At 75.6% G+C, this 13,599-nt stretch carries 9 protein-coding genes, 2 tRNA genes and 1 pseudogene; 7 read left to right on the top strand and 5 right to left on the bottom strand.

The window, feature by feature from the left end; genetic code table 11:
• Positions 1-379 (bottom strand): annotated as a pseudogene (locus AB4039_RS38735) (hypothetical protein); the annotation flags it as partial.
• A gap of 321 nt (positions 380-700) precedes the next feature.
• Positions 701-773 (bottom strand) — tRNA-Lys (locus AB4039_RS38730).
• 246 nt (positions 774-1,019) lie between these two features.
• On the opposite strand from AB4039_RS38730, the gene AB4039_RS38725 reads away from it, so the two are divergent.
• The 3 genes from AB4039_RS38725 (at position 1,020) to AB4039_RS38715 (ending at position 3,854) form a co-directional block, all read left to right on the top strand.
• Positions 1,020-1,093, top strand: a tRNA-Met gene (locus AB4039_RS38725).
• Between the two features lie 201 nt (positions 1,094-1,294).
• Complete coding sequence (locus tag AB4039_RS38720) at positions 1,295-2,488, top strand: PP2C family protein-serine/threonine phosphatase (protein ID WP_442272963.1); 1,194 nt, start codon at positions 1,295-1,297, stop codon at positions 2,486-2,488.
• 283 nt (positions 2,489-2,771) lie between these two features.
• A complete protein-coding gene (locus AB4039_RS38715) occupies positions 2,772-3,854 on the top strand; it encodes a M23 family metallopeptidase (protein WP_442272962.1) in 1,083 nt (360 codons plus the stop codon).
• 55 nt (positions 3,855-3,909) lie between these two features.
• Here the strand turns inward: AB4039_RS38715 and AB4039_RS38710 are convergent, their stop codons facing one another.
• Positions 3,910-5,265, bottom strand: coding sequence for a PrsW family intramembrane metalloprotease (locus tag AB4039_RS38710; protein ID WP_442272961.1), 1,356 nt, complete (start codon positions 5,263-5,265; stop codon positions 3,910-3,912).
• Between the two features lie 65 nt (positions 5,266-5,330).
• Positions 5,331-6,146 (bottom strand): tRNA (guanosine(46)-N7)-methyltransferase TrmB, encoded by an 816-nt coding sequence (trmB, locus tag AB4039_RS38705; protein ID WP_266840564.1) that lies wholly within the window; start codon positions 6,144-6,146, stop codon positions 5,331-5,333.
• Between the two features lie 138 nt (positions 6,147-6,284).
• Here trmB and AB4039_RS38700 point away from each other — a divergent pair, with 138 nt between their 5' ends.
• Positions 6,285-6,971: a hypothetical protein gene (locus tag AB4039_RS38700; protein WP_442272960.1), complete on the top strand. Its 687-nt coding sequence runs from the start codon at positions 6,285-6,287 to the stop codon at positions 6,969-6,971.
• Here the strand turns inward: AB4039_RS38700 and AB4039_RS38695 are convergent.
• Positions 6,968-9,235: an asparagine synthase-related protein gene (locus AB4039_RS38695; protein WP_442272959.1), complete on the bottom strand. Its 2,268-nt coding sequence runs from the start codon at positions 9,233-9,235 to the stop codon at positions 6,968-6,970. The two genes, AB4039_RS38700 and AB4039_RS38695, sit on opposite strands and share 4 nt — an antisense overlap.
• 633 nt (positions 9,236-9,868) lie before the next feature.
• Here AB4039_RS38695 and AB4039_RS38690 point away from each other — a divergent pair.
• From AB4039_RS38690 to AB4039_RS38680, 3 genes are all read left to right on the top strand, one after another.
• On the top strand, positions 9,869-11,602 hold the full coding sequence (locus AB4039_RS38690) for a sporulation protein (protein WP_266840567.1): 1,734 nt from the start codon (positions 9,869-9,871) through the stop codon (positions 11,600-11,602).
• Between the two features lie 19 nt (positions 11,603-11,621).
• On the top strand, positions 11,622-12,854 hold the full coding sequence (gene lhgO / locus AB4039_RS38685) for an L-2-hydroxyglutarate oxidase (RefSeq protein ID WP_266840568.1): 1,233 nt from the start codon (positions 11,622-11,624) through the stop codon (positions 12,852-12,854).
• 430 nt (positions 12,855-13,284) lie between these two features.
• Positions 13,285-13,599 (top strand): AfsR/SARP family transcriptional regulator (locus AB4039_RS38680; RefSeq protein WP_442272958.1); only part of this gene is annotated, 315 nt, incomplete at its 3' end.

The raw sequence follows: 13,599 nt of genomic DNA, 5'->3' as shown, positions 1-13,599 counted from the left end.
GTCCGGTGGTTTCAACCGTGATGACCGTGGTGGCGACCGTGGCGGCTTCCGCCGCGACGACCGTCCCTCCGGTGGCTTCCGCGCCGGTGGTGACCGTCGTGACGACAACCGTGGTGGCGGCTTCCGTCGCGATGACCGTCCGTCCGGTGGTTTCAACCGTGATGACCGTGGTGGCGACCGTGGCGGCTTCCGCCGCGACGACCGTCCCTCCGGTGGCTTCCGCGCCGGCGGTGCCGGTGAGCGCCCCTACGGCCGCCGCGACGACAACCGCCCCTCGGGCTCCGGCTCCGGCTCCTTCGGCGGCCGTCGTGACGACAAGCCCCGCTGGAAGCGCAACGGCTGACGCCTGAGCGCCGCCTGACAAGGGATCGGCCCCCACAGCACTCCGGTGCTGTGGGGGCCGATCCCTTTTCCGTGTCACGAGTTGAGGCCCGCCAAGGTCGGCGGCGCATCCTCACCGGAACGCATGAGCCGCTGGAACAGGGGAGTTTGCGCCGGACGCAAAGATCATTGACTTTGTGCGCGCGGGGGTTGGGAGCGCGACGGGGCTGCTCGTCGGGGCCGGCGGACCGCTCGGGGCGGTGCGCCGGGGGGTCCACCGGGCGCGGGCGGCCGGAAACGACCGAGCGCCCCGCCCGGACGAAGCCGGACGGGGCGCTCGGTCCCAGGCCGCGGGGTATCCCCCGCGATCCGGGTGCGGTAGGCCATGTCGGACTCGAACCGACAACCAACGGATTAAAAGTCCGCTGCTCTGCCAATTGAGCTAATGGCCCGGGCGCGCTCACCCCAGAGCATAGCGGGAGAGGGCCCCCAGGCCGATCGGGTATCGACCGGGACGGGCCGCGGCGGTTTCCCGCCATCGGTGGCCCGACCGGGGCGGAGCGGGCGGGGCAGGGGTCCGGAGGGGGATCGGGGCCTTTATTTACGGCTCTGACCTGCGGTTATGTCCTTCCGGAGGGGGGTCGGGGGGTTAATTGGCGGAGAGGGTCCCCCGGATGACGTAGAGTTGGGTTTACCGACGCGGGGTGGAGCAGCTCGGTAGCTCGCTGGGCTCATAACCCAGAGGTCGCAGGTTCAAATCCTGTCCCCGCTACTCAGTACGAAGGCCCGGTTCCCTTGTGGAGCCGGGCCTTCGTCGTATGCGCTGTCCCGGTGCGGTGAGCCGCTGCCGTTCCTGCCCTGCTCCGCTCCTTCACCCGATCGGTCCGGTCCGGTCGCCGTGCGACGGTCCGTGCCGCCAGCCTTGGAGGCGGGGCGAGTCGGGACCGGGCGGCAGGAGAGCAGCGTGGTGGGGCTGGGCCGGCAGGGCGGTGACGCGAGCGGGGCGACGGAGCCCGGCGACGGGGCGGGCCGGCAGGTGCTCCGGATGCTCCCGGCGCTGCTGATCCTCCTCGGCCTCGGCTTCGACGTGCTGACCCCGCCCGGCTTCACGGGCTCCCCCTTCTTCTCGGCGGCCCCGCTGATCGCCGCTCCCGTCTTCAGCTTCCTGGCGACCGCCCTGACCGGGATCGCCGCCTCCAGCGCCGTGGTGGCCCTGCACTTCCACAACGCCGCCGACTGGAGGGTGGACGCGCTGACCGAGCTGGTGACGGTGGTGACCGTCTCCGGGCTGGCCCTGCTCATCAACCGGGTCGTGCGGCGCAGCGGCGAGCGGCTCGCCTCCGCGCGCGGGATCGCCGAGGCGGCCCAGCGGGCCGTGCTGCCGACGCCGGCCGAGCGGATCGGGGGGCTGCACGTCTCCGCGCGGTACGAGGCAGCGCAGGCCGACGCGTTCATCGGCGGGGACCTCTACGCCGTCCAGGACACCCCGTACGGGGTGCGGCTCGCAGTGGGCGACGTACGGGGCAAGGGGCTGGGGGCCGTGGAGGCCGTCGCCGTGGTCCTGGGCGCCTTCCGGGAGGCCGCGGACACCGAGCCGACCCTGGAGGCGCTCGCGGAGAGGCTGGAGCGGGCCCTGGCCCGTGAGGGCGTCCGCCGGGACAGCCTGGACGCGGTCGAGGGGTTCACCACCTGTGTGCTCGGGGAGGTCCCGGCCGGGGCCGGGGTGCTGCGGCTCCTCAACCGGGGCCACCCCGAACCGCTGCTGCTGTACGCCGACGGGGGTCTGGCGGTCCTCGAACCGGCCGAGCCCGCGCTCCCGCTGGGGCTGGGGGAGCTGGCGGCCGGTCCGCCGGATCCGGTCGGGGAGTGGCCCTTCCCGGAGGGCAGCACCTTGCTCCTTTACACCGACGGGGTCACCGAGGCCCGGGACGCGGCCGGTGTCTTCTACGATCCGGCGGCCCGTCTGCGCGGGCGGGTCTTCCCGGGGCCGGGCGCGGTGCTCGGTGCGCTCAGCAGCGACGTCCGCCGGCACACGGGCGGCGGGACCACCGACGACATGGCGCTGCTCGCCGTGGGGCGGCCGCGGGAGGGGCAGCCGGCGCGCAGGCGGACGGTCCCCGTGGTGCGGCGCGAGGAGGAGCGCCGCCCGCTCGGTGACGGTGCGTAGTTCATGGGCCGCTCTGTGCGAGGAGGTTGACGGTGTGTCATTTGGGCCATCGTGGCTGGAGTGAAGGGGTTGGGCGTGGATGTTTGCCCTGAGTTGAGGCTCGATGGAGTAAATGTCCAGGCCAGGGCTGTTCGGGGTGTGGCTGATTGGCGTTAACGATCAGTCGCAACAGCTTGGAATCACTCCCCCGCGTCTATTACCGTTCGATAACGCAGCGCGGTCGTCCCAGCCGTCGCAAGAGACGGCACCCGTGCGCGTTCTCGCTCATGAGGAGTGTGCCCCGGTGGCCTCCAACTCGCCTTCCCCTGAAGGCATCGACGTCCCGGAGACGCCCACCGCCGGAGCCTGGGGCGAGTGGAACCCGACGGAGGACTCCGCCCGTTCGGTCCGCGGCAAGCACCGCGTCCTCAAGCAGCGCGGGGGACTCGCCCGCAGCTCGACCGTGCTCGGCGTCGGCGTGATCGCAGCGGTGGGCGCGGGCGGCATCGCCACCGCGCAGGACCGGCCGCAGGTCGCGATATCCATGCCCTCGCTCCCGGACCTGCCCGATCTGCTGGGCGGCGGCCACTCCTCCGAGGCGGCCGGCGCGGACACCGCGGCGCCCGCCGCGCGGACCGCCGGGATTCCGGGGCAGGCCGACGGACAGGGTCACGGGCAGGCCGACGCGGGGGAGGCGCTGCGCCACCGCATCCTCCAGCAGGCCGAGTCGCAGCAGGAGGCCGTCGAGACCCAGGCGCGGGCGGACGCCGAGCGGACCGCGCGCGAGGCCGCGGCCCAGGAGGCCCGCGCCCAGAAGGAAGCGGCCGACAAGGAGGCGGAGACGGTTCGCGTGGCCGCCGAGAAGGCCGCCGCCGAGAAGGCCGAAGCGGACAAGGTCGAAGCGGACAAGGCGGCCGCGGCCGTCGCGGCGACGGCGGCCAAGGAGGCGGAGGGCGGCGGATCCGCGTCCGGCGCGGGCACGAAGACCTCGGGCGGCTACTCCCTCCCCACCTCCTCCTACACCCTCACCTCGCACTACGGCGACTCCGGCTCCATGTGGTCCTCCGGCTACCACACCGGCCTCGACTTCGCGGCGCCGACCGGCACCCCGGTCAAGGCCGTGGGCGGCGGAAAGGTCATCTCGGCCGGCTGGTCGGGCGCCTACGGCTACCGGATCGTGCTGCAGCTCGATGACGGTACGCAGGTCTGGTACTGCCACCTCTCCTCCATGGCGGTGACCTCCGGGACGGTCGGCGCGGGCGAGACCATCGGACGGGTCGGCGCGACCGGCAACGTCACCGGGGCCCACCTGCACCTTGAGGTGCGCAAGGGCGGCTCGACGGTCGACCCGCTGGCGTGGCTCGAATCCAAGGGGCTCAGCGTCTAGTCCCGGGGCGCTTGGTCCCGGGGCACGGCCGTGCTGTCCCGCCGGGCGCCGGTCTTCAGGGGCGGACGGAGGCGGACAGGGCCGGGGTCCTGGGGAGCGGCACCGCCAGCGGCACCGCCATCGGGGCCGGTGTCGCCGGGCGCGCGAAGGGCAGGGCCGGCCGGGTGGCCAGGGGCTCCTGGGAGGCCTGGGGCGGCCGGGGGGTGTGCGGACCGGCCAGCGGGTCGTACCACGGCGGCAGCAGCTCCTCCAGTACCGCAGCCCGTGCCAGGACGGGCGCGGCCGTCGCCCGGCGGAGCCAGAGGCGGTCCAGCAACTCCCGTTCCCGTACGGCGAAGTCCCGGTCGCGGGCGGGATCCCGGTCGGAGCCGGCGGTCTGCCGGGCGTGCCGGCGCAGCAGGGCGAGGGCGGCGGCGTCCGCCGCGTAGCGGGAGACCGCCCGGGCGGCGGGCCGGCCACCGCTGCGGCGGGCCAGGGCCCGCGCCAGGGACCGGGCCGGCATCGAGGCCAGCGCCGGGACCTCCGCCGGGCCGAGCCAGCCCGCGCGGGCGTACACCGACAGCTCGGCGGCGACGGCGCGCAGTCTGTGACGCCGTATCCGCACGGCCAGCCCCAGCAGCAGCGCGAACGCCGGGACCATCACGCAGCCGTAGACCGCGTAGAAACCGTACTCACCGAAATGTGAGGAGCCGTTCCACAGCGCGTGCAGCCCCATGGCGAGGCCCAGGCCCAGCAGGGGCGTGCCCGTCCGCCGGGCGCGGCCCGCCCCGATCGCGGCCATGCCGAAGCCGAGCCCGGTCAGCACGGTGAACAGGGGGTGTGCGAACGGCGACAGCACCGCCCGCACGAAGAACGTCGCCGCCGTCACGGAGTCCAGGACGCCGGTGCCCTTGGCGAGGTCCTCCTCGAAGGCGTTGCCCAGGTAGAGGACGTTCTCGGTGCAGGCGAAGCCGGTGGCGGTGAACCCGGCCAGCACGAACCCGTCGGCGGGGCCGGTGAAGTGCCGTCTTCGGAAGGCGAAGACGAGGAGCAGCGCGGCGGCCTTGGCGCTCTCCTCCACGACCGGGGCGATCGCCACCGAGCCGAACCGGTCGGCCTCGAAGGGGTCGGTGGTGGCCGCGGCTATCCACTCGGTCGCGAAACTGTTCGCCAGTATCGCGATCAGCGCCGCGGTGCAGGCCCCCCAGCCGAAGCAGAACATCAACTGCCGCCAGGGGGCGGGCGCGGCCCGGCCGAGCCACCGGAACGCCGCCATCAGCGGCGGTACGGGCAGCAGGGCCAGGCCGAGTCCTACGAGGAAACCGGCGGTGCCGGTCTGCTCCCGCACGAGTTCCAGGATGGTGAACCCGGTCGCGGTGAGCAGGGTGACGGGCACGCACACGCGGACCGGGTCCGGTGTGCGTGCGAGCACACGGGAGAGCGCTCGGAGCACATGGTGACCCTACCGAGCCGCTCGGACACTCGGAGTGATGTTTGTCAGTTCTTGGGGCGGGCGCGGGTGAAGAGGAGGTCGTGGACGACGTGGCCCTTGTCGAGTCCCTGGCCCTCGAAGCGGGTGAGGGGGCGGAACTCGGGGCGCGGCGCATAGCCGCCGTCGGCCTGCGTGTTCTCGAACTCCGGGTGCGCGGTGAGGACTTCGAGCATCTGCTCCGCGTACGGCTCCCAGTCCGTCGCGCAGTGCAGCAGGGCCCCCGGCGCCAGGCGGGTGGCGGCCAGGTCGAGGAACTCGGGCTGGATCAGCCGCCGCTTGTGGTGGCGGGCCTTGGGCCACGGGTCCGGGAAGTACACGCGCAGTCCCGCGAGGGAGTCGGGCGGCAGCATCTCGCGGAGCAGGATGATGGCGTCGCCGTTGGCCACGCGGACGTTGGTGAGGCCGGCGCGCTCCGCGAGGGCGAGCAGGTTGCCCTGGCCCGGGGTGTGCACGTCGGCGGCGAGGATGCCGGTCGAGGGGTCGGCGGCGGCCATCTGGGCGGTGGCCTCGCCCATGCCGAAGCCGATCTCCAGGACCACGGGCAGGCCGTCGAAGAGCCGGTGGAGGTCGATGACCTCGTGGCCGTCGATGTCGAGCCCCCACGTCCCCCACAGGCGCTTCAGCGCTTCGCCCTGGCCGGTGGTGACCCGGCTGCGGCGCGGCTGGAAGCTGCGGATCCGCCGCTCGTGGTGCGATCCGGCGGGGTCGGGCGCGGGGCCGTCGGGGAAACGGGGCTCGGTGCGCCACTTGGGGGGCACGTACGCGGTCGCCTCGGGCGCGGTGTCCGGGAGGCTGGGCTGGGGGTTCGGGGACTCAGACACAATGCGCCGATTCTACGACGCGGGTGCCCTGACCCGGCCGGGGTGCGGTCCGGGCGACGGGCGCCGGGGCGGGGCGCGGCGGGTGGAGGCGCCCCCTCCGCATGGAGTCCATGATCGAATTCCGGCACACTGTGCGCCATGACACGGGGGCGTACGGGATTGATCATCGGCGGTGCCTTCGGCCTCGTCTTCATCGGGGCGAACGCCGGCGCCGTGGCGCCGGCCGCCGTCCCGCTGCGGCTGCTCGCGGTGGCCGCGTTCGTGGGCCTGTTCCTCGTGTCCCGGCCCCCGGCGGACCCCACCGGCGACGGCGACGTCGGCGATGCCGGAGCGGCGCGTACGGCCTTCGGGCGGCGCTACTGGCTCGTGGTGGCCGGCGAGGTGATCGCCGCGCTGGCCGGGGTCGCCGTAGTGAACGTCTACGCCCCGCACCTGACGGGGGCGTGGATCGCGCTCGTCGTCGGACTGCACTTCTTCGGCCTCGCGGCCGTGTGGCACCAGGCCTCGCTGCGCGTGCTCGGCGCCGCGATGTCGGCCTGCGCCGCCGCGGGACTGGTCCTGGGCGCGGCCGGCGCGGGAACCGCGGTGGTGGCGTCCGTCGCCGGGATCGCCCCCGGGGTGCTGCTGCTCGCCTCGGTGTGGTGGTCCGCCCTCGCCGCCAGGCCCCGTAGGACGGCCGACGCGGCTTGGGCCCTGTCGTCAAAGGGGTGCCCGGCCCGCGAGGCCCGGCACCGCACCTCGCCGCGTTGTCGGGGCACCCGAGTACGTCCGGTGCACGGGCGCCGCTCCGCCTTTACGGCAGGGCCCGGGCCCGACGGGCCCTAGCGGGCGGCCGGCGCGCCGCGCGTCAGCCGCGGCAGGGAGGCGTCGAGGGCCGGGACCGCGCGGCGGCGCGGGGTCGAGGTGCCCGTCCAGCAGGTTCCGCGGCGGGCGAGGAGGCGGCGCAGCCACAGCTCCATCGAGACGAGCTCCGCCAGCCCGTCGAGCGGTACGGGCTTGCCGTCGGCGGCGTCGGACAGGGCCCGCTGCACGACCCGGGCCTCGATCAGTCCGGCGTCGGCCAGCAGCGGGGCGGAGAACAGGGAGAGCAGGCCCGGCAGGGCGGCCCGCAGCCCGAGCCGGGTCGCGGTCTCGTTCGGGGTGTGGGCGGTGGCGCCCCACCCGGGCGGCAGTTCCCGCACCCCGGCGGAGGCCAGCACGCTGCGCAGGATCTCGGCGCGGGCCCCGGGCTGCACCCGCAGGGACTCCGGCAGGGCGCGCGCGGCCCGTACGACCTGGTTGTCGAGGAACGGCGCGTGCAGGCGCTGGCTGCGGACCTCCACCGCCTGCTCGAAGACCCGGTGGTCGGCCGCGTGGCGGGCCAGCAGCGCGCGGGCGCGGGCCTCGCCGGGCCGCAGCGAGAGGGGCGGGCGTCCGGCGGCGGCCCGGAGGCGGATCGATACTTCCGCCAGCGCCTCCCCGGTCAGCCAGCCCGCGGCCGGTCCCGGCCGGGACCAGGCCAGGGCCGCCAGGGAGGCGTCGACCGGCCCCGAGACCGCGGTGGCGACCCCGCCCTCGCGCAGCCGGGCCGCCGCCGCCTCGATGCCCGCGCGGTACGGCGTGCGGGCCAGGCGGCGGGCCGCCGAGTACACGGTGAGCGGCACGAGGAGGGACTCCCCGGAGGCCGAGGCGGCGCGGGCGAGGGCGGCGACCGGGCGCAGCAGGTGGCGGCGTCTGCGGTCCAGCAGGAGGTCGGCCATGCGGGCGGGGTGCGCGTCGAGGACCTGGCGGGCCCCGTGCCCGGTGAAGTGGTCCGCGGAGCCGGCGGCCAGCCGCCGCCGCTCGCGGGCGGCGCTGACCAGGGAGGGGCCGGGTTCGTCGGTGAGCGGGCCGTCGAGTTCCGCGTAGGGGAGGGCCTCCGCGGCCGCGGCGACCACGACGTGGTGCAGCCGGGGGTCGGCGGCGAGGGCGTGGGCCCGTTCGAGCTCGGCCTCGCGGCCCTCTGGGGTGGCCAGGTCGTTGAAGGTGACGGCGAGGAGCCGGGAGCCGGTGCCGGGCAGGGTGCCGGGGGAGCCCGGGAGCCCGGCGGCGAGGAGGGCCAGCGTCGCCGAGGCGCTGCCGCCGGAGAGGTCGGCGCCCACCCCCGGCGCGGGGGCGCCCCGGGCCGCACGCCGGTCGGCGGGTCCCATTCCGGGCACGGGGCCGGGGTCGGTCACCAGTACGTCGGGAGCATGCCGGGGCGCCGTGAGCCGGGCGCGCACCGCGGCCGTCAACGCTTCCCGTACGCCCTCCACCGCGCGCTCCGGGTCGGCCTCGGGCGCGGCCACCGCGAGGGAGGCCACCGGCTCGTACCCGGTGATCTCCCGGGAGCCCTCGCGCAGGATCAGCGTGTGGCCGGGCGGGATCCGCCGCACGCCGACGTACGGTGTGCCGTCGCCCAGCGCCTCGGGGCTGTCGGGGCAGGCCAGCAGGGCCGCGAGGTGGCCGACGTCGAGCTGCGCCTCGATCAGGTCGGCGAGCGGGAGGGCGGCGGTGGCGTACGCGGTGCCGCCCGCCCAGGGCGTGTAGAAGACGGGCCGGGCTCCCGCGAGGTCGCCGAGGACGGTGATGCGGCGGCCGGCCTGGACGACGGCGGTGTAGCTGCCGGGCCACTCGGTGAGGTGGCGCAGGGCGCCGCCGCGGGCGGCGTAGAGGGCGCGGCGCAGCTCGGCGTCGGTGGCCCCGCAGCAGCCGAGGACGGCGAGCCGGGTGAAGGGGTCCGCGGGGTCGGCGGTGACGGTGCGGATCTCGTCGGGGCGCCAGTCGCCGACGGCCCAGAGGGGGTCGGGGTCGCCCCAGAGCAGTTGGGCGCCGACGGGGTGGACGGTGCGTTCCGCGTCCTGGGCGGCCGGATCGTCGGCGTACGCGGCGTCCGCGATGCCGCCGCGCGGCGGGGCCGCGTGGGGGTGCGCCCCGTGGGGTCCGTACGCGCCCTGGGGTCCGTACGCCCCGTGGGCGGGGTCCGCGTAGTCGGTCCGGCCGCCGCCGCGGGGCGGTTCGCCCTGGTGGGAGACCCGGCCGGCCGTGCCGAAGCTCGCGGCGATACTGCTCCACCCGACCAACCAGCGCACCGCCGCCTCCCCCAGCCCGTGGGCAAATGACCGGGGCAACGGACGGCACGGACGACGCGGTCGGCGCCGGAGGGCGCGGCCGGCGGGACCCCGGGTGGCTCGGGGTCCATGCTGCCACGAGACGGGCGTGCGAGAGTGGCTTCGGGGGCGCGCATGCAAACGAACACGCCCCGGCCACGCGGTATTTGGCGTTCCGTTCCCACCGCCCCATAGGTCGGTTTCGGCCATTCTTCGGCCGTGCTGAGTGCCCGCGGCGGTCCGCGCGCGGGCCGCGGTCCGGGAGGCGGTCTCCACCCCCCGGACCGTTCCGCCACCCGCGGGGATTGAGGCGGCGGCATCCCCCGGCCCTCCGGTTCCACGCGGCGGGCCGACCCACGCACCGCACATCGAATCGCCGGGCCCCGGGACCGGCCAGAGCGCACGGCCGGGCGCACGGCCACACGGGCGGAGCACGAGCTGACACGTGCGCCCCGGGGGCGGGCCCCGCCCGGACTGTGCATACGGACAACAATCCCGCCATACGGAAGTCGGGGCCTTAACGCTTGGGAGGCGGGGAACTACGCTGGGTTTACGAAATGCCGGGCGCCTATGCCCCGGCGGCGTCTGCGTTCCGCGTGTGACGAGGGGTGGCGCATGTCCAGGGAGCTCCGCGAGCCCAATGAGAAGCTCGGCGCCGTCCTCGCCCTCGCGGGCATCAGCAACGCGGGACTGGCCCGGCGGGTCAACGACCTCGGCGCGCAGCGCGGTCTGACGCTCCGGTACGACAAGACCTCGGTCGCGCGGTGGGTGTCGAAGGGGATGGTGCCCCAGGGCGCCGCGCCGCACCTGATCGCGGCGGCCATCGGCGCGAAGCTGGGGCGCCCGGTGCCGCTGCACGAGATCGGGCTGGCGGACGCGGACCCCGCGCCCGAGGTCGGGCTGGCCTTCCCGCGCGACATCGGCGCGGCCGTGCGTTCGGCGACCGACCTCTACCGGCTCGACCTCGCGGGGCGGCGGGGCGGTGGCGGGATCTGGCAGTCGCTCGCCGGGTCCTTCGCGGTGTCGGCGTACGCGACGCCCGCGTCGCGCTGGCTGATATCTCCGGCCGACAGCTCGGTGGCGCGCGAACCGGGTCCCGTACGGGAGAAGGCTCCGCTTCCGGTTCCGGTTCCGGCGGCCGGGGAAGCCTCCGGTGCGGCCTCTGGGACCGCTGGAGCCTCTGGGGACGCTGGACCCTCTGGGGCCCCTGGGACCTCAGGAGCCGCTGGGACGGAGCGGGCCGGTGCGATCGGCGGGGCGACCAGGGCCGTGGCGCCMCGGCAGGCATCCGGAGTTCCCGGACCGTCCGTACGGACCCCCGCGCAAGGCGTTGTGCCCGCCCGGCCCGGATCCGAAACCGGTCAGCAGGCCCCCGCCGCTCCCGCCGCCACGGCCCCCGCCGCTCCCTCCGTGCTCACGGACGCCTCCCCGCAGCGCGTCGGCCACAGCGACGTCACGAAGCTGCGCGAGGCCGCCGAGGACGCCCGCCGCTGGGACTCCAAGTACGGCGGCGGCGACTGGCGTTCGTCGATGGTCCCCGAGTGCCTGCGGGTCGACGCCGCGCCGCTGCTGCTCGGCTCGTACAGCGACGAGGTGGGCCGCGCCCTCTTCGGCGCCACCGCCGAACTGACCCGGCTGGCGGGCTGGATGGCCTTCGACACCGGCCAGCAGGAAGCGGCCCAGCGCTACTACATCCAGGCGCTGCGGCTGGCCCGCGCGGCCGCCGACGTACCGCTCGGCGGCTACGTCCTGGCCTCGATGTCGCTCCAGGCGACCTACCGGGACTTCCCCGACGAAGGAGTGGACCTCGCCCAGGCCGCCGTCGAACGCAACCGGGGCCTGGCCACCGCACGCACCATGAGTTTCTTCCGCCTCGTCGAGGCCCGCGCCCACGCGAAGGCGGGCGACTCGGCGGCCGCCGGGGCCGCGCTGCGGGCCGCCGAGGGCTGGCTGGAGCGTTCCCGCGAGGGGGACGCCGATCCGACCTGGCTGGGTTTCTACTCGTACGACCGTTTCGCGGCGGATGCCGCGGAATGCTACCGGGACCTGAAACTCCCGCGTCAGGTCCGGCGTTTCACCGAACAGGCGCTGTCCCGCCCCACCGAGGAGTACGTACGCTCACACGGGCTGCGGCTCGTGGTGAGCGCGGTCGCCGAGCTGGAGTCCGGCAACCTCGACGCGGCCTGCGCGGCCGGCACCCGGGCCGTGGAGGTCGCGGGCCGGATCTCCTCGGCGCGGACCAACGAGTACGTACGGGACCTGCTGCACCGGCTGGAACCGTACGGGGACGAACCGCGCGTCGCGGAGCTGCGCGAGCGGGCCCGACCGCTCCTGGTGACACCCGCGTAGCCGCTCTGTCGGTGGCGGGGTGCAGTATGCAGGGGTGGGAGGTGTCAGCGTGGGCGGCGGCGTGGACTGCGATGTGCTGGTGATCGGTGGCGGGATCGTCGGCATGTCGACGGCGCATGCCCTGTCGCGGCTGGCCCCGGGGACGCGGGTGACCGTGCTGGAGAAGGAGACCGGCCCCGCCCGGCACCAGACGGGCCGCAACAGCGGGGTGATCCACAGCGGCATCTACTACCGCCCGGGATCGCTCAAGGCGCGCTTCGCGGTGCGCGGGGCCGCCGAGATGGTGAAGTTCTGCGCGGAGCACGGCATCGCCCACGAGGTGACGGGCAAGCTGATCGTCGCCACCGAGCGCGCGGAGCTGCCGCGCCTGCACTCCCTCGTCCAGCGCGGCCGCGAGAACGGCATCCCGGTGCGCGAGCTCGGCCCCGCGCAGATCGCGGAGTACGAGCCGGAGATCCGAGGCCTCGCCGCCATCCACGTCGGCACGACCGGCATCGTCGACTACGGGCAGGTCGCGGCGCAGCTCGCGGAGTCCTCCGGTGCCGAGATCCTCTACGGCGCCGAGGTGGACCTGATCTCCCGCCGCCCCTCCGCCGTCGCGGTGCGCACCACGTCCGGGCTGGTGGTCAGGGCGAAGGTGCTGGTGAACTGCGCCGGCCTGCAGTGCGACCGGATCGCCCGCCTCGCCGGTGACGACCCCGGCATGCGGATCATCCCCTTCCGCGGCGAGTACCACGACCTGGCCCGCCCGGAGCTGGTCCGGGGGCTGGTCTACCCGGTGCCCGACCCGGCGTTCCCCTTCCTCGGCGTCCACCTCACCCGCGGCATCGGCGGCGGCGTCCACGTCGGCCCGAACGCCGTCCCCGCGCTGGCCCGCGAGGGCTACGACTGGGCCACCGTCCGGCCCCGCGACCTCGCCACCGAGCTGGCCTGGCCGGGATCCTGGCGGATGGCGTCCCGGCACTGGCGCTACGGGGCCGGGGAGATCCACCGCTCGCTGTCGAAGCGGGCCTTCACGGACGCGGTGCGGCGCCTCCTGCCCGGAATCACCGCCGCGGACCTCACCCCGGCCGGGTCCGGAGTCCGTGCGCAGGCCGTCCTGCGGGACGGGACCCTCGTGGACGACTTCCTCATCCGCGAGGCCCCGCGCACGGTGCACGTCCTCAACGCCCCGTCACCGGCGGCGACCGCGTCCCTCCCCATCGGCCGCGAGATCGCCACCCGCACCCTCACCACCCTCCGCACGTCCTGAACCCTCCCACCGGGAGAGATCCGGCCCCCTCGGCGTTGGAGGCGCGGGGCCGGGGCGCAGCCCCCAGGAGCGTGGGCGCAGCCTCAGGGGCCTGGGCGCAGCCCGCTCGCCCGGTGCCTGCCTCGCCCCATGGCGTCCGGCGGGGTCGCGCCTGTCCCGGGCGGGTCGCGCCTGTCCCGGGCGGGTCGCGCCTGTCCCGGGCGGGTCGCGCCTGTCCCGGGCGGGTCGCGCCTGTCCCGGGCGGGTCCGCCTGTCCCGGGCGGGTCCGCCTGTCCCGGGCCGGTCCGCCCGTCCCGGGTGGGTTGGGCCGGCCCCGCCGAGTTGGCCCGTCGCCGCAGGGGCGTCGCCCGAGCCGGGGCGGGACCGTCCCCGTGGGCCGGGGCCGGGAAATCCTGCGTCGCTTCCCGCGGGGGCAGGGCAGAATTGCCCGGTGCGGTACCTCATCCTCGGCACCACCGAGGCACGTGACGAGACCGGCGCCCCCCTTCCCCTCGGCGGCGCCCGCCTGCGCGCGCTCCTGGCCGCGCTCGCCCTGCGCGCCGGAGGCCCCGCCGCCGTCCCCGTCGCCGATCTCGTCGACGAGGTCTGGGGCGACGACCCGCCCCGGGACGCCCCCGCCGCCCTGCAGGCCCTCGTCTCCCGGCTGCGCCGCGCCCTCGGGTCCCGCGACAGCGTCCGCGCCGACCCCGCCGGCGGCTACCGCCTCGCCGTGGCCCGCGAGGACGTCGACCTGCACCGTTTCACC

Source organism: Streptomyces sp. M-16 (genome assembly GCF_052114405.1).
Lineage (GTDB): Bacteria > Actinomycetota > Actinomycetes > Streptomycetales > Streptomycetaceae > Streptomyces.
This window is presented reverse-complemented; position numbering and strand designations above follow the sequence as displayed.

What these genes read in the sequence shown, in the direction of transcription:
- AB4039_RS38700 (WP_442272960.1), top strand. Translation starts at nt 6,285, where the DNA reads ATGACACGGGGGCGTACGGGATTGATCATCGGCGGTGCCTTCGGCCTC.